The sequence below is a fragment of the Mesorhizobium sp. M0854 genome, assembly GCF_040319815.1.
Classification (GTDB): Bacteria; Pseudomonadota; Alphaproteobacteria; order Rhizobiales; family Rhizobiaceae; genus Mesorhizobium.
The window spans coordinates 195,852-221,180 of record NZ_JAMYOL010000010.1 but is presented as its reverse complement, the minus strand read 5'-3'; the positions used below and the strand labels follow the sequence as shown (position 1 = coordinate 221,180).

Here is a 25,329-nt window from a genome sequence, read left to right as displayed (position 1 = left end):
CCCCCCCCCCCCCCCCCACCCCTCACCCCCCCCGCCGGCCGGGGCGGGGTGGGGGTGCCCCCCCGGCCCCCCCCCCCCCGCCTCCCCCCCCCCCCCCTCCCGCCCGGCCCTCGACAGCGGCGATACCACCAGCGCCATGCCGAGCCCCATCAATGCCATCAGCGGGAATACCCCGATCCAGAAATTGTGGATGCCCCAATAGGCCAGCAAGGCAAGTCCGGCAAAGGCAAGAGCCACAACCAGACTGCCGCTGGAGATCGGAAAGCGAGGCCCGATGCGGTCGGACCACTGGCCGACCGGTCCGGACAACACTGCGATCAATGCCGAAAGCGGCAAGAAGATGAAACCGACCTCGGCCGCGCTCAGCCCCCATCCGGCGATCATGAGCATCGGCAGATAGAACAGATTGGCCGACAGCGCAAAATAAAGGAAGAAGGTAGCCACATTGGCGCCCGCGAACGCGCCGATCCGAAACAACGACAGATCGATCATCGGCTCGCGCCGCCGGCGCTCGAAGACGATGAACACGACGAGCAAAACCGCACCGGCGGCAATACTCGGGCCGGACATCAGCCCCTCCCCGTCGCCACTGATCGAGGTCAGACCGTAAGCGAGAGCTCCGAACGCCAATATGGCGAGTGCAGCGCCGCCGAGATCGAGGCTGCGCTTTTCCACCGGCGCGTCGGCAGGGACCTTGGCCAGCAGAAGATAGACCGAGATAAGGCCGAGCGGCAGATTGATGGCGAAGATCGCCCGCCAGATGCCGTCGCCGAACGCCGACAGCACGAAGCCGCCCAGCACCGGGCCGAGCGCCGTCGTCAGTGCTGATGCTGCGGCCCAGATGCCGATCGCCCGGCCGCGTTCCTTTTTCGGATAGGCTTTGGCGATAATGGCCAGGCTGCCCGGCACCATGATGGCCGCTCCGACACCCTGGATAGCCCGAAACGCAATAAGCACCGCCGGGTTAGGCGCCAGCGCGCAGGCAAGCGAGGCGGCAATGAACAGGACGATGCCGGCGACGAAGGAGTGGCGCAGGCCGAAGCGATCGCCGGCGGCGCCGCCGACGAGAATGAGGGCTGAGAGTGTCAATGCGTAGGCATTGGAAATCCATTGTGCCTCGGCGAGGCTGGCGCCGAGGTCGACGCGGATCGCCGGCGTCGCAATGGCCAGGACCGACCCGTCGATGAAGCCGAGCGCAGAAGCCAGGATCGCGGCGATCAGCACGAACCGCCGCTGCGCCTGCGGACAGAACGTATCGGCGGGAAGTGAGCCGGTCAGGGGAACGGCGCCGGTACCGACTTTGGTTGGCGTGTGCATGCCGCCTTACCTAGATCGCCGGCGCGCCGGCGACAACCGGCCAGCAGACTGTTCTCGTTGAAACCAGGTCCAACCTGGCCACACAGGCAGGATCACGCCGCTCAGGGTGCAAACGGCAAGTGCCGTGCTAAGCTTCTCGCAGCGCTACAGACAAGGGGGAAATACCGTATGAAACGGCCGCTCGAACCCTCGGCGGAAGGACGCGGGCGCGTCGTCGGCATCACCGACGGCGTGTTCGCCATCGCGCTCACCCTGATCGTCCTCGAGATCAGGGTGCCGGCGCATGAAACGGTGCATTCCGAACGCGAGTTGATCACAGCGATCACAGCACTGGCGCCGCGCTTCCTGACCTATGCGCTCAGCTTCCTGACGCTGACCATCTTCTGGTTCGGCCAGCAGGCGCAACACGGGCTGATTGCAAAATCCGACCGGCGGCTTGCCACGCTGAACCTCTGCTTCCTCGGCTTCATCGCCTTGCTGCCGTTCTCGACCGACCTTCTCGCCGACTTCCTCGAATTCAGGACTGCGGTGCTCGCCTACTGGTTCAATCTTTTGATGCTCGGACTGACGCTGCTCGCCAGTTGGCGCTACGCGGACAAAAACGGATTTCTGGCCGAAGGTGTCGACGCGGAGACCACCCGAACGGTCTATCTGCGCATCATCAAGGCACAGATCCTGTGGGCCGTCGGCGCTGCACTTTGCCTGATCAGCCCGTTGCTCAGCGTCGGCTTCATCCTGGTGGTGCAGCTGATCTATGCCGCAGCGCCGCGCGCGCCACTGCTGCGCAAGGTCATCGGGTGAATGGAGCGACGCCTGTCCGCTTTAGGTGTGTTGAGATTCAGGTCAGGCCGAGCCGAAAATGGTGGCTTCCGAGAACCGGAGCGGAGCGTACTTTTGGGTACGTGAGCACCGGAAGCGGAGGAAGCCGCCGTTTGCAGGCCGGCATCACCTGAATATCAACATGCCCTACTCGACGAACTCCACCGTAACGCCGGGCGTCACGATCTTGGCAAGCTCGCGCGCGTCCCAATTGGTCAGCCGCACGCAGCCATGGCTTTCGGTCTTGCCGATCTTGGACGGATCCGGCGTGCCGTGGATGCCGTAGGTCGGCTTGTCCAGCGCAATCCAGACCGAGCCGACCGGGCCGTTCGGCCCCGGCGGGATGGTCAGGATCCTGTCGTTTTCACCCTGCTTGAAATTGATGTTCGGGTTGTAGGTGTAGTTCGGGTCCAATGCGACACGCGACACCGCATGCGTGCCGGACGGCGACGGCGTGTCGGACGAGCCGATAGTCGCCGGATAGGCTGCGACCAGCTTGCCCGCCGCATCATAGGCGCGGACCTGTTTATTGAACTTGTCGGCGATGATGCGCGCCACCGGCGTCGCCACCAGCCTGCCGAAATTGGCGACCTTGATGATGGTGCCCGGACGATTGAAATTGGCGTCCGGATTGAGCTTGTTCAGATAGGTTTCATCCATATGGAAGCGCTCGGCCAGCGCTTCGGGTACCGACGTGTAGCCCATCCGATCGAGCTGGGCCTTTTGGCTGTAGTCCTCCGGTATCGAGGCGACATAGGGACCGGCCGCATCCTCGGGCGTGATCGTGTAGGAGGCGAAGGCATCGCCACCGGATTGCGCCAGGGCGGCCTGGATACCGACCGCGTCGGTGGATTTCAGATTGCTGCCGGTGATTTCGTTATAGGCGGCAAGTGCCTTGTCGACATTCGAGCCGAAGCGTCCGTCGATGACGCCGGGCGAAGAACCGGCACGGTCGAGCAGCACCTGCAGTGCCGCCACGTCCTCGCGGGCGCCGAGCGCAAGCGACGGGTCGACCGCCGTCTTGCCGCCAGTGCTTGGCGGCGGGGCTGTGTCTGGCGGTAAGGCGACCTGCTCGTTCGGCACCGTCGGCTCGATCGGCTCGATCGAGGCCTCGTTGAGCGGCTGGCGCTCGATGGTGCGCGGCTTTACCGGCTGCGCTGCCTCCGGATAACCGTTGCCGTAGCCGTCATCCCGTGGCGCTTCGGGAAAGGCTTCCACCGAATTGTCGCCATAGGGGTCGTACTCGTCAGCCGGCGGTATGATGACCCTGCCCTCGTCTTCCATCTGCCTGCGGCGGAACCGCGCCGTGTCCTCAGGGTCGTCGAGATAATAGGGGTCGTCCTCGACCGGTCCGAGGTTGCGCAAGCGCTCGCGGCGCAAGGCACGGCGGTCGAGCCTGGTCTGCGGCGGCTGGATGGCGATAACCTTGCCGGTCTCCGCATCGACGATGACGCGGTTTCCCCTGGCGTCGTAATAGATGTCGAGATTGCCGTTCTGGGCAATCAGAACGCCGCCGCCATTGGCGGCACGAACCACCCGTGGCGCGGTATCCACTATTGGCGAGGCCATCGCATTCGACGCCAGCAGCCCGGCAGCAAGCGCTGAAAGGGTGAAGATGGTGCGCAACATGATGGCCAAATTCTCCGGTCCGTAATTGCCGCCGCCGGCATTGTCTCTTCAAAGCGCCGCACGTCTTTTTCGACGCGCAAAGGACGCTCTAACGCTTTAAATCTCCGCATCGTGCTTTGCGAAAATCAAAACTCGATTTCGGGCCGATGTGGTAGGCGAACCCCTTCGCCAGCAAATCAGTTGCCAACGATAAGGTTCCAATATGAACCGGGCATGAAGATGGCGGATTTCTGACCGATTAACCGGCAGCGAGTCCCAATTCCTTGCGCGCCTGCCTCGTCAGCTTCAGCACGACAAGACGGTGGCTTTCGCGCAGGTAATCCTTCAGCGCGCCATCATCCATGCTTTCGCCGGTCTGGCGCTGGATCCATTTCATGCCGCGTGAGGCAAGATAGGGCGCCGGCCGAAGGCCCGGCTGCTCCCTCAGCACGTCATAGGCGATGTCGGAGCATTTGAAGGTAACGAACGGCTCCTTGCCCTCACTCCAGCCGCCGATCGCGAAGACCTTGCCGCCGACCTTCCAGACATGGGCGCCGCCCCACTGCACGACGTGGGTCGTCGAAGGCAGCGAGGCGCAGAAGCTGTTGTAGTCGTCCAATGTCATCTGCGCCCCACCAAGTGTTAGACAATGAACCGAAGGCCGGCGTAACAAAAGGGTATGCCGGTTTTTCGGAAAGGATCATGGTCGAGATTGAAGATAGGAATTCCATCCCGATTCGATCGGGATGGAACAGGCTCTTGGCTTGAGCTCAGGCGGCTGCCTCGGTTGCCACGACCGCGGGCTTCGAGCGGAAGTTCAAGCGGTCGGAGCCGGCGGTGACCTTGACGGTTGAGCCGTCGAGGATCTCGCCGAGCAGGATCTTTTCCGCCAGGGGGTCCTGCAATTCCTTCTGCATCACCCGCTTCAGCGGTCGCGCGCCATAGGCCGGGTCGTAACCCTTGGCCGCCAGCCAGTCGATCGCCTCCTGATCGAGCGAAAGCGATATCTTGCGGTCAACAAGCAGGTTTTCCAGCCGCTTGAGCTGGATTTGGACGATCTGGCCCATATCCTGCCGGCGCAGCCGGTGGAACAGGATCACCTCGTCGATGCGGTTGAGGAATTCCGGCCGGAACGAAGCCCTGACGACATTCATCACCTCGTCGCGCACGACGTCGACATCTTGGTCCTCGCCGAGATTGACCAGATATTCGCCGCCGAGGTTCGACGTCATGATGATCAGCGTATTGCGGAAATCGACCGTGCGGCCCTGCCCGTCGGTCAGCCGGCCGTCGTCCAGCACCTGCAGCAGCACGTTGAAGACATCAGGATGCGCCTTCTCGATCTCGTCGAACAGCACGACCTGATAGGGCCGGCGCCGCACCGCTTCGGTCAGCGCGCCGCCTTCCTCATAGCCGACATAGCCGGGAGGCGCGCCGATCAGCCGGGCGACCGAGTGCTTCTCCATGAACTCCGACATGTCGATACGCACCATGGCGCTCTCGTCGTCGAACAGGAAGCTGGCCAGCGCCTTGGTCAATTCGGTCTTGCCGACGCCCGTCGGTCCGAGGAACATGAACGAGCCGAGCGGCCGGTTCGGGTCCTGCAGGCCGGCGCGCGCACGGCGCACGGCTTTCGACACTGCCTGCACCGCCTCGCCCTGGCCGACGACGCGCCTGCCGATCTCGTCTTCCATGCGCAACAGCTTGTCGCGCTCGCCTTCCAGCATCTTGTCGACCGGGATGCCCGTCCAGCGCGAGACGATATGGGCGACGTGATCGGGGCCAACCACTTCTTCGACCATGCCGGCCTTGCCATCCCTGGCTTCGGCCTGCTTCAGCTGCTTTTCGAGTTCCGGGATCTTGCCGTAAGCAAGTTCGCCGGCGCGCTGGAATTCACCCTGGCGCTGGGCGATGGCAAGTTCGTTGCGCGCCTCGTCGAGCTGTTTCTTGAGGTCGGCGGCAAGCCCGAGCTTCTGCTTCTCGGCCTGCCATTTCGAGGTCAGCTCGGTCGATTCCTCCTCGAGGTTCGAGAGTTCCTTCTCGAGCCGCGCGAGCCGGTCCTTCGAGGCATCGTCCTTCTCGACCTTCAGCGCCTCGCGCTCGATCTTGAGCTGCATGATGCGGCGGTCGATCTCGTCCAGCGCCTCGGGCTTCGAATCGACCTGCATGCGGAGCCGCGACGCGGCCTCGTCGACCAGGTCGATCGCCTTGTCCGGCAGGAAGCGGTCAGCGATGTAGCGGTTGGACAGGGTTGCGGCCGCGACCAGTGCCGAATCCGAGATGCGCACCTTGTGGTGCTGCTCGTATTTCTCTTTCAGGCCGCGCAGGATCGAGACAGTGTCTTCGACCGTCGGCTCATTGACGAAGACCGGCTGGAAGCGGCGGGCAAGGGCCGCATCCTTCTCGACATGCTTGCGGTATTCGTCGAGCGTGGTTGCGCCGACACAATGCAGTTCGCCGCGGGCGAGCGCCGGCTTCAGCAGATTCGACGCGTCCATGGCGCCATCCGCCTTGCCGGCACCGACAAGCGTGTGCATCTCGTCGATGAACAGAATGATGCCGCCGGCGGCAGACGTGACTTCGGAAAGCACCGCCTTCAGCCGCTCCTCGAACTCGCCGCGGTATTTGGCGCCGGCGATCAGCGACCCCATGTCGAGGGCCATCAGCTGCTTGTCCTTGAGCGATTCCGGCACATCGCCATTGACGATGCGCAGCGCCAGCCCTTCGGCGATCGCCGTCTTGCCGACGCCGGGTTCGCCGATCAGCACTGGGTTGTTCTTGGTGCGGCGCGACAGCACCTGGATGGTGCGGCGGATTTCGTCGTCGCGGCCGATGACCGGATCGAGCTTGCCCGCGCGGGCGTCCGCCGTCAGGTCGCGCGCGTATTTCTTCAGCGCGTCGTAGCCCTGCTCGGCGCTCGCCGAATCGGCAGTGCGACCTTTGCGTACGTCGTTGATGACCTGGTTCAGCGCCTGCGGCGTGACACCCGCCTTGGACAGGATGTCGGCGGTCTTGGCCGATTTTTCCATGGCCAGCGCCTGCAATAGCCGTTCGACGGTAACGAAGCTGTCACTGGCCTTCTTGGCCAGTTCCTCGGCGGTCGAAAACACCTTTGCCAGCGGCTGCGCCAGATAGAGCTGGCCATTGCCGCCCTCGACCTTGGGCATTGCCTCCAGTGCCGTTTCGACGCCGAGCTTGACGTCACGGACATTGCCGCCGGCGCGCTCGATCAGCGACGCAGCCAGGCCCTCGTCGTCATCGACAAGGACCTTGAGGATATGCTCGGGGGTGAATTGCTGGTGATTGCGGGAAAGCGCCATGGTTTGTGCGGACTGGATAAAGCCGCGCACGCGCTCGGAATATTTTTCAAGATTCATGCCTGTCTCCTTCCGTCACCGGCCCGCTTCGCGGCACCGGATCAGATTGCGGTGACGGACCCGCCCGTTCGAGCCGGATCCTGTTCACGCAAGATATGGGACGCAAACCACGGACCCTCAAGACGCCTCGACACTGGCGAATGCATAATATTCCGAGCGCGCAAAGCAAAAACGGCGGAGATTTCTCTCCGCCGCCTGGGGTAAAGGATGCGCTAAGATCGACTGAACGTTTTTCCGATCAATTCTCGACGTCTGCGATCACAGCTTGACCGCCGGGGCCTTCAGCCGGCGCTGCATCGACATTGCCAGCGTCGGTATTGCCAGTCTCGGCATTGCTTGTCTCGGCACTGCTTGTCTCGGCACTGCCAGTCTCGGCACTGTCAGGGCCGGCGTTGTCGTTGCCGCCATTTGCCTGTTCGACATCGAGGCGCGGGCGACGCGGACGCCTGGGGCGGCGGGCCGGGCTGTTTTCGGCCGCGGCTTCGTTGAGCTCGGCCTGGGCGGCGAGACCCGCCGGCGAAAGGTTGTCGAATTGCGGTGCGGGCTCGCTCACAAAGACCGGCCCAGCGGCCGGCACGGGCTCCGCCTGCGCCGGCGTCTCGTCGCGCCGTGGCTGTTCGGCGCGCTGGCCACCCTGCTCGCCGCGCGCGCCATACTCGCCGCGCTGGCCGTTCTGGCCGTAACCGCCATTGGGGCGACGGTCGCGGTGGCGTCCGCCATTGTTGTCGCGGCCGTCACGGTTGTCGCGGCCGCCCCGATTGTCGCGGCTGTTTTCCTGGTTCAGAGCCAGCTCGGCCGGCGTGCCATCGATGACCGGCTGCGGGCCGGCACCGTGATTGGCCGCCGAACCCGACGTCTCGTTGGCATTGTTGTTGCCGGCATTGTCGAACTCGTCGCGATCCTCGTCGCCGTCATCGTCGAAATCATCGCGATTCTGCTGCGCGTTCTGGATCGGCATCTGCGCCTGAGCGGCTGCGATGATGCGGTTATAGTGCTCTGCATGCTGGAGATAGTTTTCCGCCATCACCCGGTCGCCGGAGCTTTGCGCGTCACGGGCAAGGGTTGCGTACTTCTCGGCAATCTGCTGAGCCGATCCGCGGATCTTCACGTCCGGGCCGTTGCTCTCGTAGTTGCGCGTCAGGGGATTAGGCCCCTTACGGTTGTTGTTGTTATTGTTGTTGCCGCCGCCGCCATTGTTGTTGCGACCGCGCATGCGCCTGTTTTGCTGTTGTGGCCTCATTAGACTCTCTTCACTTTGAAATTTTCGAAAAACTCTTCACGAACGGAGGCGCTCATGCGGCCAGCCGTTTCGTTCCTTCACCGGCGTTCGCCCGCATCAATTGCGTTGGCGCCACGTGCCATCCTGTTCCGGTTACTTCACTTGCCGGACGATTCCCGCACGAAGCTTGGGCGTCGTTTGCGCAAGAAGGCAGCTATTTCCAAGGAAAACCGAATCGCTAAGAGCACTGCCTGCTTCGTCTCATCCGGTTAAGGCGACCCTAGCCGCATTCCCCGGTATTGCCAAGCGCTTTTTTCGCACTGCATCACGGCTTTCACCGTTCGAACACAAGAACTCTGTCGTTTCCGCCGAGATCACGAAACACCCCGACCGAACGGTACCCGGCCGCGGAGAATATCTCCGTAACCTGTTGGTGCTGCGTATGGCCGATCTCGACCGCAATCCTGCCTTGGACTTCCAAATACGCTGCCGCTCCCGCGGCGATCTTCCTGTAGGGGCTCAGACCGTCCACACCGCCATCGAGGGCCTGGCGTGGATCGAAACCGCGGACCTCGTCCTGCAGATTTCCAATGTCGTCTGAGGGTATATAGGGAGGGTTTGCGACAATTACATGGTACCGGCCAGAAACTTTTTCAAACCAGTCGGATTTGAGCGGCGTGAACCGGCCGGCGAGCCCCAATTCCCCGGCATTACGCATGGCTGTGGCCAGCGCCTCCTGCGAAATGTCAACGCCGGTGGCGGTCGCGGCCGGAACGGCGCTGAGCAGCGCCAGCGCGATGGCACCGGTACCGGTCCCTAGATCGAGGATGCGGCAGCAGCCCTCGCGTGCCGCCACTGCCTTGACGAAGGGCAGTATAGCCTCGACCAGCGTTTCGGTATCCGGCCGCGGCTCCAGCGTTTGCGGCGAAAGCGAAAGGCGCAAGCCGTAGAATTCGCGGTAGCCAAGGATTCGGTGTACCGGCTCGCCGGCGATGCGCCGCCGCAAGGCGGCTTCGATTACCGCCGTCACGTCCGTATCGACAGCGCGCCCGGGATCGGCGATGGCCTGCGTGCGACTGGTGCCGGAAAAATGCTCGACGATCAGCCTGGCATCGAGCGCCGGATCCGCGATCCCGGCTGCGGTGAGCCGGTTTCGCGCTTCCCGCAGCAGCGGCGCCAGCGTGGCGGGCAGGCTGTCAGCCATCGATGCCGATATCGGCGAGCAGCTTCGACTGGTGATCGGCGATCAGCGCGTCGATGATCTCGTCGAGTTCGCCCATCATCACCCGGTCGAGCTTATAGAGCGTCAGGTTGATACGATGATCGGTGACGCGACCCTGCGGAAAATTATAGGTGCGGATGCGTTCCGAGCGGTCGCCCGAGCCGACCTGCGACTTGCGCGATTCGGAACGTTCCTCGTCCGCCTTGCTGCGCTCGAGGTCGTAGAGCCTGGCGCGTAGGATCTGCATGGCCTTCGCCCGGTTCTGGTGCTGCGACTTTTCCGCCTGCACCACCATGATGCCGGTCGGCAGATGGGTGATGCGCACGGCCGAATCGGTGGTGTTGACGTGCTGGCCGCCGGAACCCGAGGCGCGCATCGTGTCGATACGGATGTCTTCGGCCCTGATGTCGATGTCGACCTCTTCGGCTTCCGGCAGCACCGCGACCGTCGCCGCCGAGGTATGAATGCGTCCGCCCGCCTCGGTCGTCGGCACGCGCTGCACCCTGTGCACGCCGGATTCGAACTTCAGATGGGCAAAGACGCCCTTGCCCGAAACGGTGGCGATGATTTCCTTGTAGCCGCCGACCTCACCCTCGCTGGCCGACACCGTCTCGAAACGCCAGCCATGCGCCGCGGCATAGCGCTCGTACATGCGAAACAGGTCGCCGGCGAAAAGCGCCGCCTCGTCGCCGCCGGTGCCGGCGCGGATCTCGAGGATGGCGTTCTTGTCGTCGGCGGCATCCTTGGGCAACAGCAGTATCTGGATGTCCTTCTGCAGCGCCTCGATGTGATGCTTGACCCCTGGCAGGTCGGCCTCGGCCAAGGCCCGCATCTCGGCGTCGGTGCCCTTGTCGGCGAGCATCGCCTCCAGATCGCCCTGTTCGCGCTCGGCGGCGCGCAGCGCCCTGATCTTTGCCACCATCTCCTGGATGTCGGCATATTCGGAGGCCATCCTGACATAGGCGTCCGGCGCTGGCCCGGCCGACATCTGCGCTTCGAGCATGTCGAAACGCTTGACGACTTGATCCATACGGTCGCGGGGCAGGTTGATCATGGCGAAGTCTATAGCGGTATAGAGCGGTCGTCGGCAAAGGCTTGCAGCAGCGCCCGCATCGGCAGGCCATGCGCCGGCGCCATCAGATTATCGTCGAAGAACGCTTCCAGTTCGCTGAGCGGCAGTTCCGTCAGCATCGCCTTGACCGGGCCGATCGATGCCGGAGACATCGAGATCGAGCGATAGCCAAGGCCGATCAGCGCCATCGCCGAGATCGGCTTGCCGGCAAGTTCGCCGCACAAGGTCACCGGCGTCTGGTTGCGCGCCCCGGCGTCGGCAATCTGCTTCAGGACGCGCAGGAACGGCGTCGAGAGCGGGTCGAAGCGGTCGGACAATTGGGTGTTGCCGCGATCCACCGCCATGACGAACTGGAACAGGTCGTTCGAGCCGACCGAGACGAAATCGACCGCCTTCATCAGTTCGTCGAGCTGGAACAGCAACGACGGCACCTCCAGCATCGCCCCAAGCTTCAGGCTGGTCGGCAAATGATGGGCAAAGCGCGACAGATGCCGCACCTCGCGATCGATGATCTCGCGCGCCTGCGCGATCTCGCCGAGTTCCGTCACCATTGGCAGCATCAGCTTCAGTTCGCGCCCGCCGCACGCCTTGAGCAGCGCGCGGATCTGGGTGCGCAGCAATCCAGGCCGGTCGAGCGTCAGGCGGATGGCCCGCCAGCCGAGCGCCGGATTTTCCTCCTGGATCGAGCCCTTGAAATAGGGCAGCACCTTGTCGCCGCCGATATCGATGGTGCGGAACGTCACCGGCTTGTCGCGCGCCGCCTCGAGCACGTCACGATAGAGCCGCTCCTGGGCTTCGGCGCGCGGAAAGGTCGAAGCGACCATGAATTGCAGCTCTGTGCGGAACAGGCCGATGCCGGCCGCACCCGCTTCGGCCAGTTGCGGCAGATCGACCGCCAGCCCGGCATTCATCAGAAGATCGACCTGGACACCGTCCTTGGTCACCGACGGCTTCTTGCGCAGTTCGCGGTAGACCTCCTGCCGCCGCGCCCTGAAGCGCACTTTCTCGGCATAGGCCGCCTCGAGGTCGGGCTGGGGGCGCAGATGGATAGCGCCTTCCTCGCCGTCGACGATGATGGCATCGCCGTTTTCCGCCATGGAAACGGCGCCCTTCATCTGGCCGGCGACCGGTATGCCCATGGCCCGCGCCACGATGACAACATGGCTGGTCGCGGCGCCGTCCTCCAGCACCAGCCCGCGCAGCTTGTCCCTGGGATAATCGAGCAGCTCCGCAGCACCCATCGAGCGGGCGACGATGATGGCGTCCTTGGGCAGCGAGGCCGCGACGTCCTCCGGTCCGCGCCCCATCAGCTGCCGCAGCAGCCGATTGGCGAGATCGTCGAAATCGCTCATCCGTTCGCGCAGATATGGATCGGTCATGTGCAGCATGCGGGCACGCATGTCGCTCTGCACCTTTTCGACCGCCGCTTCGGCGGTCAGGCCGTTGCGGATCGCCTCCTCGAGCCGGCGCACCCAGCCGCGGTCGTTGGCGAACATGCGATAGGCTTCGAGCACCTGGCGATGCTCGCCCTCGAAGGCGACGTCGCGGCGCTCCAGCATGTCGTCGATGGAGAGCCTGAGCGAGCCGAGCGACGCGTCGAGCCGCCTGACCTCTTCCTCGCTGTCCTCGTTGAAAAGATTGGTGACGACGATGCGCGGCTCGTGCAGCACCACATGGCCGAGACCGACGCCTTCGTTGAAGGATAGGCCGGTAAAGCTTACCGGGCGGCGCAGATCGAGCTCGAGGCCGGGCCTTGTCAGCCGCTCCAGATCACCGGTGGCGATCATCTCGGCGATCACCATCGCCGTTGTTTCCAGCGCCTCGACCTCGTCGTCGCGATAATGGCGCATGGTCTTGTTCTGCACGACTAGGACGCCGAGTGTCCGCCCTGCCCGCAGCACGGGCACGCCGAGGAAGGAATTGTATATCTCTTCCCCTGTCTCCGGCAGGTAGGCGAAGGCAGGATGCTCCTGCGCGTTGGAGAGGTTGAGCGGCCGCGCCGAGGCCGCGATCGTGCCGACCAGGCCTTGGCCCAGCCTGAGCTGCGCCAGGTGGACGGCGTTCGGGTTCAGGCCTTCGGTGGCGTAGAGTTCGAGCACCGAATCGGCGCGCAGCACATAGAGCGAGCAGACCTCGGCAACCATGTTGGAGGCGATATCGCGCACGATTCGGTCAAGCCGCTCCTGCGGCTCCAGCGGCTCTTGCATGAGCTCGCGGAGCCGTTTCAGCAAAACGCGCGGGCCACTGGCCGAATCACGCATCGCGGCTTCTTCCTCCAATAGCATTTCAACCGGTGCAGGTTGCCCTGCACAGCGGCACAAACGCAACAACTCAATTAGAGCGCCGTGCGTCCAATTGGACGCATAAAGGCCGCTCCAAGGCTTTCGATCCGGCCTTCCGAAAATTGCCGCCGATTTTCGGGCCGATGCAGCCTGCTACTGCTTATCCAGACCGTACACGGAATGCAAAGTGCGAACTGCTAGTTCCGTATAGGGACCGTCGATCAGGATCGAAATCTTGATTTCGGACGTCGTGATGGCGCGGATGTTAATCGCGCGGTCGGCAAGCGCCTTGAAGGCGGTAGCGGCGACGCCGGCATGGCTGCGCATGCCGATGCCGATGACCGAGACCTTCGACATGCCGGCTTCCGACTGCACCACGTCGTAGCCGATCGTCGCCTTCAGCCGCTCGAGCACGGCGAGCGCCTTGTCGACGTCGCCGGATGGCACGGTGAAGGTCATGTCAGTGAACTTGCCGTCCTCAGAGATATTCTGGACGATCATGTCGACATTGATGTTGGCCTCGGCCAGCGGCCCGAAAATGCCGGCGGCGACGCCCGGCCGATCGCCGACGCGGCGCAACGAAATCTGCGCCTCGTCCTTGGCGTAGGCAATTCCGGTGACGACCTGCTGTTCCACGATCTCTTCCTCGTCGCAAATAAGCGTTCCCGGCGGATTAAGCAAATCCCCCATTCCTGGTGCGTCGGGATCGTCGAAGGACGACCGCACGAAAGTACGCACCCTGTGCACCATGGCAAGCTCGACCGAGCGCACCTGCAGGACCTTGGCGCCGAGCGAGGCCATTTCGAGCATTTCCTCGAACGAAATCTTGGCCAGCCGCCGCGCCTTCGGCTCGATGCGCGGATCGGTCGTGTAGACCCCGTCGACATCGGTGTAGATATCGCAGCGGTCGGCCTTGACCGCTGCCGCGATGGCGACAGCGCTGGTATCGGAACCGCCGCGGCCGAGCGTTGCGATCCGGTTGTCCGGCCCGATGCCTTGGAAACCGGCGACCACCGCCACCTGGCCTTCGCCGAAGCGCTTGATCAGGAATCCGCCGTCGATATCGAGAATGCGCGCCGCGCCATGCGCGTTGTCGGTCTTGATCGGGATCTGCCAGCCTTGCCAGGAGCGGGCATGCACGCCGATATTCTGCAGCGCGATCGCCAGCAAGCCGGCAGTGACCTGCTCGCCGGACGCGACCACGGCGTCATATTCACGCGCATCGTGCATCGGCGAGGCCTCGCGCGTCCATTGCACGAGCTCGTTGGTCTTGCCGGACATCGCCGAGACCACGACGGCGACCTCATGGCCGGCGTCGACCTCGCGTTTGACATGACGCGCCACATTGCGGATGCGGGCGATGTCGGCGACGGAGGTTCCGCCGAATTTCATCACGATGCGCGCCATAGAAGCGAAATGCCTTTGACTGGATGCCGGACCGGAGGCCGAAAAGCGGAAAAATGCGCCAAGCTGTGGCCGGGCGCTCAATGCGCGGCCTCCTTAGCCAAATGATAGCGGTTTCGCAAGGCGGTGAGGATTCCGTCGCCTTGCCCCGTCCATCAACCAGATTTCAAGCCACGCTCTTGGTGAGTTTTGGCTTTTGCTGCTCGACACGGGCGAGACCCGCTCCGGCGATGACGCGGTCACGGCCCTCAGCCTTTGCCTGATACAAAGCGCGATCCGCGGCATTGACGATCTCCGCCCATGAGGCGCCGAGCTCCGGGAAGGCGGCGACCCCGAACGACGCGGTGATGGTGCCGAGCGTGCGGCCGCGGTGCGTGACGTGCAGCTGCTTGATCGCCTTTCGCAGAGCTTCGGCGCGATCGGCGCCATCGGCCAGTGACGTTCCAGGCATCATCAAGGCAAATTCCTCGCCGCCGTAGCGCGAAACCACGTCGCTTTCCCTGACATGGTCGACCAGCGTGGCGGCCACCTGCTTGAGGACGAGATCCCCCGCTTCGTGGCCGAACGTATCGTTGAACTGCTTGAAATGATCGACGTCGAGCATGATCAACGTCAGCGGCTGCTCGGCACGTTCCAGGCGCCTGAGCTCGCGGCTGCTGGTCTCCTCGAGGTAGCGGCGATTGTAGAGCCCGGTGTTGGGATCCCGGATCGACTGCTGCCGCAACGTCTCGCGCAGACGCAGATTGGCAAGCGCCAACGCCAGCGTATCGACGACGCCACGCAGTATCTGCTGCCGTTCGGCAAGCCACTCCGGCTTGTCAACGGCATTCGGCTCGCACAGATGCAGGATGCCAAGTGTCTCTCCCTGCGCTGCTAGAGGCATACAGACATAACCGCGGCCGCCATTTTCGGTGATGTGGTTGCAGCGCGGCGTCAGCATGCCTGGACCGGCGACGTGCTCCTGGCCGCGCCGCAGCGCCCAACAATCTTCCGGTCCGAACTGGCCGACGCTCGACCGGATGGTGCCCCAATGCGCCATCTCCTCCACCAGGTTGCGCGACGCACTGGTCAGATGAACGGTTCCGCTCAATCCGCCGAAGAAATCAGGCATGGCGGAGCCGACGACGGAAAATGCCTCGTGAAAAGTGACGCAGGCCTGAAGCAGTTCGCCGAGCTTGACCAGGCGGGTCGTGGCCTCCGATGTCTCTTTCAGTTCACGATTGAGCCTCGCCAGTTCTTCGGCACGATCGTGCACCGCCCGCTCGGCACTGCGCAGGTCGCTGATGTCGCTGAGCGTCAGCACGATGCCGCCATCGGCGCGGTTGAGCGGATTGCAGCTGACGACCACGGGCAAGGAGGTCCCATCCGGTTTTGCCAGCCTCACCTCATTCTGGTGGCGGCGGCCGGTGGTCATGGCCAGTTCGACCGGAGATGTTCCCGACGCGGGCTTGTCTCCCGACGGCCCCCGGATATCCAGGGCCGACTGCCAGTCCTGCCCCACGACCTTGTCGCTGCGCCGCCCGATGATCTCGGCTGCCGCCGGATTGACGGACACGACCTGACCCTTGCCGTCGATGACGGCGATGCCTTCGGCAACGGTCTGGACGATGTCTTCGATGTAGGCCTTCTGATCGACAAGTTGAGCGCGCGAGGCTTCGATTTCGGAGGCCATAGTGTCGAACCCTTGCGCCAACTGTCCGAACTCGTCATCGGAGGTGCGGCCGATACGGGCCCCGGCGTCGCCGCGCGCCAGCGATTCGATGCCGCGGTTGAGACCCGCAAGGCCTTTACTGAAGCCTCGCAACAACAGGAAGGCGGAGGCCGCCGCGATCAGCACGGCTGCCGCGGTACACAGGCCCACAAGCCACAGCATAGCGTTCGTGCGCTGCTGTGCGGCACGCAGCAGCGGCGTATACTCGAACAGGACGGCGCCGACGATCTTGCCGGGTGCATCCTCGATCGGCACCGCAACCAGGTCAATCGGATCGGCCACGTCGGCACTGGCCTCGACGAAGTTGCGCGGCACGCCGTCGTCAATCGTCCGGGCGATTTCATTGCCGGGATCGTAGTCGAACGTCGTGCCGATATTTTGCTCTTCTCCCGGAACGTCGGCGAAAATAACCTTGTTTTTGTCTACGATGACGATATCGCGTTTCGAGCGGCCGTGCTGCAAAGTCACGAATTCGCGGAGCGCATCGGGTCTCTCGAATAATGAACGCGGCGCGTCCGATGCCCTGAAGGCAATAGTTTCGGCCAACTGCCGTGCGACGCTTGTCGCCTCGGCCAGCGCCACGGATTTGGTCAGCGATATCTGCGAGACGATCGCAACGCCGCCGACCAGGCCGATCAAGGCCACGGCGCTGAACAATGTCGCGACTATCTGGGTTCTTATGCGCACCGGGCTGCCCCTACTCGGACAGCAATCTAAATGCCAAACACTGACCCAACGTTAAGAAACCGCCAATATCGTAAATTTGCCGTTAAGCCACACCGGCCAGCTGCACTCCCAACGCGGGCGGTTCAGCCCGTCCGCACGATGGCCTGCCACAGGCGCGGATAGTCGAGGACGAAACCGAGCGGCGAGACCTCCAGTGTCTCGTGGTAGCCGAACATCGGGGCGGCATAGGCGTAATGTGCAGCATCGACGCGCTGATAGGTTTGCTCGAGGCGAACGAGCCTGAGTTCGGGAAATGTCAGATAGGCTGCCGGCGCGGGCGTCGCCATACCGACATCGAGGGCAAAGCGGCGAAGCGCCAAAAGGTTTGTGGCGGGCGTGAAGCCGAGATCGACATCGATGAGACCGTCGACTTCCGCTTGATGCTCGCCGTTCAGCGTCCATTGGCGCTCGGTCAGCCGGTCGATCTTGTAATGCAGCTGTTGCGTGCCGAGAAGGCCGTCGGCGCGCGCCGATCGTGTATGCCAATCGGCGTCGCAGTCCGCCTCGTAGGCGATGCTGCACGGCTCGCCGTCCTGGACGAAAAGCGCGTGTCCCCTGAGGTTCCACCCGGAACTCGCTTCCGACAGAAGGCAAGCGTCGTGGCCTTCCTGGTCAAGCCGGCGCCAAAGAATGGAAGCAACCGCTCGCATCATTGCGCACTCCTCCGAACCCGATGTCTCTGCTTCGTCCGTCAAGCCTAGGCGTTTCCTTCCGGCACACCATCAACTGACACGTGCTGACACAAATGCACCGGCAAAAGGCGGCGCCGGAAGGCATCGCGCGCATCGCACCGCCGGCGGTGAATTTCGCGCCTTGACATTCGCAGCCTCGCGCCCGACTTCCTAGCGTCCGAGGAGACCACGCCATGCCAGAGCCCCGACGATCGACGATCGATGCCGGAGAGGTGGAACGCTTTTCCGCCCTTGCCGCCGAATGGTGGAACCCGAACGGCAAGTTCCGCCCGTTGCACAAGTTCAACCCGATCCGGCTTGCCTATATCCGCGACCAGGTGGCGGCCCGCTTCGGCCGCGATCCGCGTGCGGCACGGCCGTTCGAAGGCCTGCGCTTCCTTGACATCGGCTGCGGCGGCGGGCTTTTGTGCGAGCCGATGGCGCGGCTTGGCGCCGAAGTGGTCGGCGCCGATGCCTCCGCCACCAACATCGAAGTGGCCAAGCTGCATGCGGCGGAAGTCGGCGTGAGCGTGGATTATCGCGCCACGACCGCGGAAGACCTGGCCGATGCCGGCGAAAAATTCGACGTCATCCTCAACATGGAAGTGGTCGAGCATGTCGCCAATGTCGATCTGTTCCTGGCCAAATGCGGCGAGATGGTCAAGCCCGGCGGCATCATGTTCGTCGCCACCATCAACCGCACGCTGAAGGCCCTGGGCCTGGCCATCATCGGCGCCGAATATGTGCTGCGTTGGCTGCCACGCGGCACCCACCAGTTCGGCAAGCTGGTGCGCCCCGAGGAACTGGAAAAGGCGCTTGCCGGCGCCGGCCTGACCGTCATCGACCGCACCGGCGTCACCTACAACCCGCTCGCCGACCGCTGGCAGCGCTCGAAGGACATGGACGTCAACTACATGGTGCTGGCGGAGAAGGCATCCGTCTGAAGCTTACGCCTTCTGGCCCCTATGGCCTCTGGCTTTGCGCCTTGGTGGTGATGAACACGCCGGCGGTGATGATGACGGCACCGGCCCAGGTCAGCAGTTGATAGCGCTCGCCGAGGAAGAGGGTCCCGGCAAACAGCCCGACCGCCGCCGCGACATAGCCGATCTGGCTGAGATAGACCGGGCCGCCGACCGCTTGCAGGCGGAAGAAGAAGGCGAACATCGCCGAGGCTGATGCCACCTGTGCCGCTGCGACCAGCGGCACGCCGCCGAGCGAGCCGAATGCATTGCCGCCAAGCAGGACCAGAATGCCGGCAAACAGCATCAAGGCTGCTGCCAGGTGGCTGCCGACGGCGAGCTCGATCGGGCCGGTGCCTTCGGGCCAGTCGACGGTGCGGTAAATGTTGCCGGCGGCGAGGCTGACCGGGATCAGCAGGCCCATCGCAACCCAGAAAAATTCGGCCGGCTGGCCCGCTTCGCCGCGCGTCACCGCCACCATGACTGCGCCGACGAAACCGACGACTATGCCGACGATGCCCAGCATGGTCGGGCGCCTGACGCCGAGCAGCATCGAGAACACCAGCGTGACGACCGGCGACAGCGTGAACATGATGCCGCTGTAGCCGGCGCCCAGATGCGGAATCGCTGAGAACATCAGCAGATTGGGGATTGCATATGAGACGGCCGCGGTGACGAAGAAATAGCGCAGCCTGTGCGGCGTAAGCCGCATGCGCTTCCCGTTGAGCAGCAATGCGCACAAAAGCACGCCGCCGGCACCAAGCGAGATGACGAAGGCCCAGACCATGGCGGCCACGCCGGCCGCCGTCGCGATCTTGCCGAACGGCAGCGTCAGGCCGAGCAGTCCACCGGTGACAACCAGAAGGCCAAGCGCCGAGTCCCAGAGAAATTTCATCGCACCGTCCCGTCGCCCGTTCGCGGCACTTGGCCAATATCGCAAGCTGAGGTAAGATAAGGTAAAGATTCTTCACGTCAAGATACATAACGGTGAGAGACATGGATCGCGCAGCAAAAGCGATCGGGCAATGGAAGAAGGAACGGCCGGATCTCGATGTCTCGCCGATGGCCGTGCTCGGACGGTTGAACGAGGCCGCCTCGCTGATCGCACGAGAGCGGCTGGCGCCGCTGTTTGCAAGTTACGGGCTGCAATCCGGAGAATTCGATGTGCTGGCGACGCTGCGTCGTTCCGGGCCGCCATACGCGCTGACGCCGACGGCTCTCTACGAGGCGACGATGGTAACGTCGGGCGCGATGACCAATCGCCTCGATCGGCTCGAGAAATCCGGTCTGATCAAGCGCGGGCCGCACCCCGACGATCGCCGCGGCATTGTCGTGCAGCTGACCAAAAAGGGTCTGGCGTTGATTGACGAGGCGGTTACCGCTCACGTCGCCAACGAGCACCAGATACTTTCTGGGTTAGCACGCCCGGAGCAGATCATGCTCGCACGCCTGCTCGAAAAACTGATAGCGAGCCTAGGCTAACCCAGGGCGGCCAAGAGGGCCGGCCGAGAGGGTGGAAAGCTTAAATCCTGGTCGCCGAGCCTCGTTTGGGCCGGCGAACAGCTCTGATCTTGCCGCTGTTTCCGCCGCCACAGAAAAACTGGTCGCCGCCATCGGATTCGAGCCCCGACACGCCTGTTCCCGGCGGCATATCGAGCTTCTCAAGGACCTTTCCCGTTTCAGGATCGATCCGTCTGACATCGCTCTCCTCACCCTCCCAGGTGCCATGCCACAGCTCGCCGTCGACCCAGCTGACGCCGGTGACGACGCGGTTGGAAACGATGGTGCGAAGGATTGCCCCTGTCTCGGGATCGACCTGATGAATCTTTCGGCCCCGATGCTGCCCGACCCAGAGTGTTCCTTCGGCCCAGGCGAGCCCGGAATCACCGCCATTGCCGGGCGCCGGGATCGTCGCCAGCACCTGGCCATTCTTCGGATCGATCTTCTGGATGCGATCCTCGGCGATCTGATAGAGGTGCTGGCCGTCGAAGGCCGTTCCGGCGTGTGCCGCGACGTCGATCGAGCGCACCACTTTGCCGCTCGCCGGATCGAAGGCGTTCAATCTGTCGCCTGAGGCAAACCAGACATGCTCACCGTCGAAGGTAACGCCGTCCACGTGGTCGACACCCGGAAAGGGTCCATATTCTCGAAGGATTTCGGCTGCGGATCGTTCCATGATTCCATCCTAGTAGCCCGGCAGTGGGCCGGGGAGTAACAAGATTGTCGGGAAACCCGTCAGCGGCGGGGTCATCCAGCGACGCGCCCGTCCGCGGCCGAACGACTGCACCTTGCCGGCCTGGGCGAGCTGCTCGAGCGCTCGCTGCACGGTACGCGAACTGGCTCCAAGCGCAATCGCCAGGGCCGAACTCGACCAAGACTCGCCGTCGGCGAGGAAGGCGAGCACGGCGGCATGTTCTTCTTCGACGGGTGGCGCCAGCACGACGACCTCACCTGCGCGGCGCGGGGCCAGCCCAAAGCCCCGCTTCGTCGCGCTCACATCCGCCAAGCTCCGAAGCTCCGCGCGAAGCCGCCCGACTTCGACGCGCAATCGTGCGCGATGTGATTCGTCCGCGTCCTTTCCGCGGAAAGCGCGCGCAATGAGCGTCGCTCTTGCCACGTCCCTCGGCCAGGCTTCGGCCAGCGCGCGGGCCAGCGCGAACAGCACCGGGCGGGTCGCCAGCGAGACGACGGTGTCTGCGACCCGCACGACATTGCGGCATGCATCCACCACGAGCGCCCCCGACGCCAGGAGCGCTTCGACTTCATCGAGCAGGAGGGGCCGTTCCCCGCCACGCGCGACAAGGCGCGCGGCCGGCGTGTCCAGCACCAGCGATGCGCTCTCCACCTCCGCGATCAGCGCGGGGATGCCCGCCGCGCGCGCCGCCCGCGCCGCCAGCCCGAGCGCGGCGCGCGCAGGACCGGTCCGCAAGCGGCGGATGGCGATGCCGGCGACAGCCAGCTCGTGGGCGGCCCGCGATGCCGGCGGCAGCGGCGACGGATCGAAGCCGTCCAGCCTGCGCTCGGCTTCGTCGAGATGGCCGATCAGCAGCAGGCGCCGAACGTCGAGGTTGCGCGCATGCGCGGCGTTGACGCGGTCGCCATGCTTTTCGAGCGTCGCCCGTGCGGCGTCGAGTGCCTTGGCCGGCCAGGTAAGGTCGCGCGAGACGAGCGCGATCTCGGCCTCGGCGACGATACACCGCGCGCGGGCCACGGCCTCCCTTGGGCTGAATGCGCGCGCCGCCCTCTTGAGAAGAACCTTCGCCCGAACCAGGTCGCCAAGCTGCGCCATCGCGATACCGCGCAACGCCAGCGCCGGCGCATCGTCGCGCAGCGCAACCCGCTTCAAGGCGCCGAGCGGATCGCCCGTCGCAAGCGCATGCGCCGCGGCCGTGATCAGCGAGTCCATCGGAATCCCGTCACACTTGTCACTCCCATGGCTTCGATGCCCGGCGCTAAGTCCATCTCACCAACCAGTCGTATCGACAACGGCGACTGTAGCCAACCTGAGTTGCGGCGCGCCAACGCTCGAACACAACGATAAGCATTAGGAGAGACGCAATGAAGATCGAAGGTACAACCATCCTGGTGACTGGCGCCAATCGGGGCATCGGTCGGGCACTGGTCGAGGAAGCCCTGAGCAAAGGCGTAAAGCGCGTCTATGCCGCAACCCGCCAACCGATGGCTCATCCGGACCGGCGTGTGACGTCCCTGACCATGGATGTGACCAACGCTGCGCAGATCCGGGAGGCCGTCGAGAAGATCGATGCTCTCGATATCCTCATCAACAACGCCGGCGTATCGCCCATCGATGACCTCAGCGACCGTCGTGTGCTCGAACAACAGCTCGCCGTAAACCTCTTCGGCTCGTACGACGTTACCCAGGCTCTGCTGCCGTTGCTCGCCCGGTCGCGGGGAGCCATCGTCAACATTCTGTCGCTGGCCTCGATTGCCGCCGTGCCGTTCAGTCCGGCTTACTCCATCTCGAAGGCGGCCTCGTTCTCGCTGTCGCAGTCGTTGCGCACCCTTTTGGCCGGACGGGGTGTCAGCGTCCACAGGGTCCTTCCCGGCCCGGTGGACACGGACATGACCCGGGGCCTGGACATCGCGAAAGCCTCTCCGGAGTCTGTCGCGCGGGCGATCCTGGACGGAGTGGAGAACGGCGAAGAGGAAATCTTCCCCGATCCCATGTCGGAATCCCTGGCGGAGGGCTGGCGCAGCAGTGCAGTCAAGGCGCTTGAACGCCAGTTTGCAGCCTATGCGGAAGCAAGTCCGTCAAGTGAAGCAAGCCCGTCAGGCAGTGGGCATGAAAGAAGCAGCGAAACGATTGCCCGCGAGCCCCATCCTTGCTGCTCGGCCTGAAATTGCGGACGCTTGTGCAGGGGGCGGCGGCATGGTTCCTCGACGCAGCCGGTTGCCTGTCACCGACGACGGCGCCGACCTTCAGATCATGGCTCTGCCTGGCGGAGAGATGCCTCGCTATGTCTGGAGCGAGTTGACGGATCAGTTGCGGTCGTCGGGGAAGCTTGGAATAGGCATGAACTCGACGCCGTCTTCGGCGAGGCTCTTGGCCTCGTCCAGCGTCGCCTCGCCATAGATGCCGCGCGGATCGCTTTCGCCGAAATGGATCTTGCGCGCTTCCTCGGCAAATTTGTCGCCGACATAGTCGGCATTCTCGCGCACCTTGTCGGCCAGCGCCTTGAGCTGCGCCAGCGCCTGCTTCTGCGCCTCGCCCATGGCCAGCGCGATGCTTTCGCGCTTGCGCCCGGTGGAGACGGCAGGCGCCATCAGCGCCTTGTCGACGTTGTGCGAGCCGCAGGCCGGGCAATCGACGAAACCGTGCCTCTTCTGGGTGTCGAAATCGTCGTTGCTGCGGAACCAGGCCTCGAATTCGTGCTCGTGCTCGCAGATCAGGGAAAAGCGGATCAAGAGGCGGCACCCCTGAGCGGCATTGCCTCCGCCGAACCGGCGTTTACGGCAAAATCGCGTGCGTTTTTGAGATTCGGTATCTTCTTGCGCGCAGCGACTGACTGCGCCGGGTCGATCTCGGCGACGATCACCGCCGGCTCGTCATGCGCAGCTTCGGCGACGATGCGGCCCCAGGGATCGACGATCAGCGAATGGCCATAGGTTTCGCGGCCGTCCTCGTGCACGCCGCCTTGCGCGGCGGCAACCACATAGGCGCCGTTCTCGATGGCGCGCGCCCTGAGCAGCACATGCCAATGCGCTTCGCCGGTCTGGCGGGTGAAGGCGGCGGGCACCGAAAGCAGATCGGCGCCGGCCAGCGCCTCGGCACGGAACAGCTGCGGAAAGCGCAGATCGTAGCAGACGGCAAAGCCGAGCTTCGCGCCATTGACTTCGGCGACGACGGCCTCGGTGCCAGGCTCATAGGCGGCGGATTCGCGCCAGCTCTCGCCATTGTCGAGATCGACGTCGAACATGTGGATCTTGTCGTAGGTGGCAATCGTGGCGCCGTCCGGCCCGAACAGAAGGGCGCGGTTGGCAAGCTTGCCGTCGGCGCGCAGAATGGCGGTCGAGCCGATATGCAGGAAAATGCCGAGCTCCTTGGCCAGCCGCCGCGACGTCGAGACGACGATGTCCTTGTCCTCGGAGGTGAAGGAAGCGGCCCGTGCCTGGCTGTCGCGGATCAGCGCGCCGGTCATTTCCGGCGTCTGGATATAGGTCGCGCCAAGGCCTGCCGCCTCGCGCACCAGCCGTTCCAGATCGACCGCATTGCGCTCCGGGCTGGTTCCCGAACGCATCTGGATCGCCGCCGCCTTGAAACCACCCATCGTCATGTCCTTATCTGGCCGAGCCGTTGGCGAGCAATTTGTCCAGCCGTCCTTCCGCCTCCAATTCGTGGAGATCGTCAGAGCCGCCGACATGCGTGTCGCCGATGAATATCTGCGGAAAGGTGGAACGGCCGTGAGCGCGGGAAATCATCTCCTGGCGCAGCTCCGGCGAGAAGGAGGCGTCGTGCTCGGTGTAGGTCACACCCTTCCTGTCGAGCAGCCGCTTGGCCGCGGTGCAATAGCCGCACATCATCCTCGTGTAGATCGTCACATCGACCATCGGTCAGCAATCCTGCCTCGTTCCTAGGCTATATAGGCGCCGATTCGTCGGCCCGAAAGTCCCCCGGCAGCACACGCGCGAAGGTCAGAACGTCGACCGCGCCGGCACCGCCCTTCTTCAACGCCTTGGCGACCGCGCGGACGGTGGCGCCGGTGGTGTAGACATCGTCGATCAGCAGCACCCGGCGGCCGGCGATTTCGATCTCCGCCTCATCAGGCACTTTGAATGCGGCGCGAACATTTTCCTCGCGTTCCCGCCGCTCAAGCCCGACCTGCTGGCGCGTGAGTTTGACGCGCCTGATGGCTGATGGCGCGAAAGGCCGCTCTCCGAGTTGCGCCACCGCCCGCGCCAGTTCCGCCGACTGGTTGAACTGCCGCCTGAAGAAACGCCGCCAGTGCAGCGGCACCGGCACGACCACGTCGGCCTCGGCGATGAGCTCGGCACCGGCGCGAAGCATCCAGCGCGCCATCCACGGCGCCAGATCGGTGCGGTCCTGGTATTTCAGCCCTTGCACCATCTGGCGGGCAACGCCGGAATAGGCGACCGCCGCCCGCGCGCGCTCGAACGGCGGCGGGTCGGCTATCGCCTCCGCCGAAAGGAACCCTTCACCCATACTGTGGGTGAACGGCGTGCCCATCACCGGGCACCATGGCCGTTCCAGCAACCTGAGTTTCGGCCAGCAGGCGCCGCACAACACGCCGGGCTGCGAGACATGGCGGCGGCAGCCGGCACAGACCGGCGGGAACAAGAGGCGCGCTGGCCAGCCCACTGCCTTGCGGGCAATGCTCTTGATCGCAATACGCTTGATCTCTGGCATGGGATCGGCCACGTGGTTGGTCCTCCGCATCACTATATCAGAGAGCGAAGCACAAG

General features: G+C 64.1%; 22 protein-coding genes. 4 read left to right on the top strand and 18 right to left on the bottom strand.

Translation table 11 applies throughout. From position 1 onward, the window contains the following. Positions 1-1,317, bottom strand: a 1,317-nt coding sequence (locus NKH99_RS18170) for an MFS transporter (protein WP_353014873.1), incomplete at its 3' end; no start/stop codon positions are given. Positions 1,318-1,485: 168 nt separating this feature from the next. On the opposite strand from NKH99_RS18170, the gene NKH99_RS18165 reads away from it, so the two are divergent. Next, positions 1,486-2,118 carry a TMEM175 family protein gene (locus NKH99_RS18165; RefSeq protein ID WP_353014872.1) on the top strand — a complete coding sequence of 211 codons (633 nt, stop codon included), beginning with the start codon at positions 1,486-1,488 and terminating at the stop codon, positions 2,116-2,118. 165 nt (positions 2,119-2,283) lie between these two features. Here the strand turns inward: NKH99_RS18165 and NKH99_RS18160 are convergent, their stop codons facing one another. The 10 genes from NKH99_RS18160 to NKH99_RS18115 all read right to left on the bottom strand — a co-directional run bounded on the left by NKH99_RS18160 (position 2,284) and on the right by NKH99_RS18115 (position 17,410). Further along, on the bottom strand, positions 2,284-3,765 hold the full coding sequence (locus NKH99_RS18160) for a L,D-transpeptidase family protein (protein ID WP_353014871.1): 1,482 nt from the start codon (positions 3,763-3,765) through the stop codon (positions 2,284-2,286). 238 nt (positions 3,766-4,003) lie between these two features. Then, the gene (locus NKH99_RS18155) at positions 4,004-4,369 is read right to left on the bottom strand and encodes an MmcQ/YjbR family DNA-binding protein (RefSeq protein ID WP_352503223.1); all 366 of its coding nucleotides are present in this window, start codon (positions 4,367-4,369) and stop codon (positions 4,004-4,006) included. A gap of 145 nt (positions 4,370-4,514) precedes the next feature. Then, positions 4,515-7,121, bottom strand: a complete 2,607-nt coding sequence (gene clpB / locus NKH99_RS18150; RefSeq protein WP_352831724.1) for an ATP-dependent chaperone ClpB — start codon at positions 7,119-7,121, stop codon at positions 4,515-4,517. A 238-nt stretch (positions 7,122-7,359) separates the two neighbouring features. Further along, entirely contained in the window at positions 7,360-8,334 is a 975-nt protein-coding gene (locus NKH99_RS18145) for a DUF4167 domain-containing protein (RefSeq protein WP_352831722.1), read from the bottom strand. A 340-nt stretch (positions 8,335-8,674) separates the two neighbouring features. Next, positions 8,675-9,544: a peptide chain release factor N(5)-glutamine methyltransferase gene (gene prmC, locus NKH99_RS18140; protein WP_352471313.1), complete on the bottom strand. Its 870-nt coding sequence runs from the start codon at positions 9,542-9,544 to the stop codon at positions 8,675-8,677. After that, complete coding sequence (gene prfA / locus NKH99_RS18135; RefSeq protein WP_353014868.1) at positions 9,537-10,616, bottom strand: peptide chain release factor 1; 1,080 nt, start codon at positions 10,614-10,616, stop codon at positions 9,537-9,539. The genes prmC and prfA overlap by 8 nt, the downstream gene beginning before the upstream one ends. An 8-nt stretch (positions 10,617-10,624) precedes the next feature. Next, positions 10,625-12,895 carry a phosphoenolpyruvate--protein phosphotransferase gene (ptsP, locus tag NKH99_RS18130; RefSeq protein ID WP_352471315.1) on the bottom strand — a complete coding sequence of 757 codons (2,271 nt, stop codon included), beginning with the start codon at positions 12,893-12,895 and terminating at the stop codon, positions 10,625-10,627. 174 nt (positions 12,896-13,069) lie between these two features. Beyond that, on the bottom strand, positions 13,070-14,323 hold the full coding sequence (locus NKH99_RS18125; protein ID WP_352471486.1) for an aspartate kinase: 1,254 nt from the start codon (positions 14,321-14,323) through the stop codon (positions 13,070-13,072). Between the two features lie 163 nt (positions 14,324-14,486). After that, entirely contained in the window at positions 14,487-16,718 is a 2,232-nt protein-coding gene (locus NKH99_RS18120) for a sensor domain-containing diguanylate cyclase (protein ID WP_353014867.1), read from the bottom strand. Between the two features lie 122 nt (positions 16,719-16,840). After that, positions 16,841-17,410, bottom strand: coding sequence for a putative glycolipid-binding domain-containing protein (locus tag NKH99_RS18115; RefSeq protein ID WP_353014866.1), 570 nt, complete (start codon positions 17,408-17,410; stop codon positions 16,841-16,843). Positions 17,411-17,622: 212 nt separating this feature from the next. Here NKH99_RS18115 and ubiG point away from each other — a divergent pair, with 212 nt between their 5' ends. Beyond that, entirely contained in the window at positions 17,623-18,372 is a 750-nt protein-coding gene (gene ubiG, locus NKH99_RS18110; RefSeq protein WP_023675148.1) for a bifunctional 2-polyprenyl-6-hydroxyphenol methylase/3-demethylubiquinol 3-O-methyltransferase UbiG, read from the top strand. Between the two features lie 19 nt (positions 18,373-18,391). On the opposite strand, the gene NKH99_RS18105 is transcribed toward ubiG, so the two are convergent. Next, positions 18,392-19,282, bottom strand: a complete 891-nt coding sequence (locus NKH99_RS18105) for a DMT family transporter (protein WP_352503215.1) — start codon at positions 19,280-19,282, stop codon at positions 18,392-18,394. Positions 19,283-19,383: 101 nt separating this feature from the next. On the opposite strand from NKH99_RS18105, the gene NKH99_RS18100 reads away from it, so the two are divergent. Next, positions 19,384-19,869 carry a MarR family winged helix-turn-helix transcriptional regulator gene (locus NKH99_RS18100; protein WP_352453076.1) on the top strand — a complete coding sequence of 162 codons (486 nt, stop codon included), beginning with the start codon at positions 19,384-19,386 and terminating at the stop codon, positions 19,867-19,869. A 40-nt stretch (positions 19,870-19,909) separates the two neighbouring features. On the opposite strand, the gene NKH99_RS18095 is transcribed toward NKH99_RS18100, so the two are convergent. After that, on the bottom strand, positions 19,910-20,563 hold the full coding sequence (locus NKH99_RS18095) for a Vgb family protein (RefSeq protein ID WP_352471321.1): 654 nt from the start codon (positions 20,561-20,563) through the stop codon (positions 19,910-19,912). A 9-nt stretch (positions 20,564-20,572) separates the two neighbouring features. Further along, positions 20,573-21,793: a helix-turn-helix domain-containing protein gene (locus tag NKH99_RS18090; RefSeq protein WP_353014865.1), complete on the bottom strand. Its 1,221-nt coding sequence runs from the start codon at positions 21,791-21,793 to the stop codon at positions 20,573-20,575. 152 nt (positions 21,794-21,945) lie between these two features. On the opposite strand from NKH99_RS18090, the gene NKH99_RS18085 reads away from it, so the two are divergent. Next, the gene (locus NKH99_RS18085; protein WP_352491810.1) at positions 21,946-22,746 is read left to right on the top strand and encodes an SDR family NAD(P)-dependent oxidoreductase; all 801 of its coding nucleotides are present in this window, start codon (positions 21,946-21,948) and stop codon (positions 22,744-22,746) included. A gap of 141 nt (positions 22,747-22,887) precedes the next feature. On the opposite strand, the gene NKH99_RS18080 is transcribed toward NKH99_RS18085, so the two are convergent. The 4 genes from NKH99_RS18080 to NKH99_RS18065 are packed head-to-tail and all read right to left on the bottom strand — an operon-like array spanning position 22,888 to position 25,285. Continuing rightward, entirely contained in the window at positions 22,888-23,313 is a 426-nt protein-coding gene (locus NKH99_RS18080; protein ID WP_352491811.1) for a DUF1178 family protein, read from the bottom strand. Further along, entirely contained in the window at positions 23,310-24,176 is an 867-nt protein-coding gene (locus tag NKH99_RS18075) for a carbon-nitrogen hydrolase family protein (protein ID WP_352491812.1), read from the bottom strand. The genes NKH99_RS18080 and NKH99_RS18075 overlap by 4 nt, the downstream gene beginning before the upstream one ends. Positions 24,177-24,186: 10 nt before the next feature. After that, positions 24,187-24,456 carry a glutaredoxin 3 gene (gene grxC / locus NKH99_RS18070; RefSeq protein ID WP_352491813.1) on the bottom strand — a complete coding sequence of 90 codons (270 nt, stop codon included), beginning with the start codon at positions 24,454-24,456 and terminating at the stop codon, positions 24,187-24,189. Between the two features lie 28 nt (positions 24,457-24,484). Continuing rightward, complete coding sequence (locus tag NKH99_RS18065) at positions 24,485-25,285, bottom strand: ComF family protein (protein ID WP_352491814.1); 801 nt, start codon at positions 25,283-25,285, stop codon at positions 24,485-24,487. Positions 25,286-25,329 lie beyond the last annotated feature (44 nt).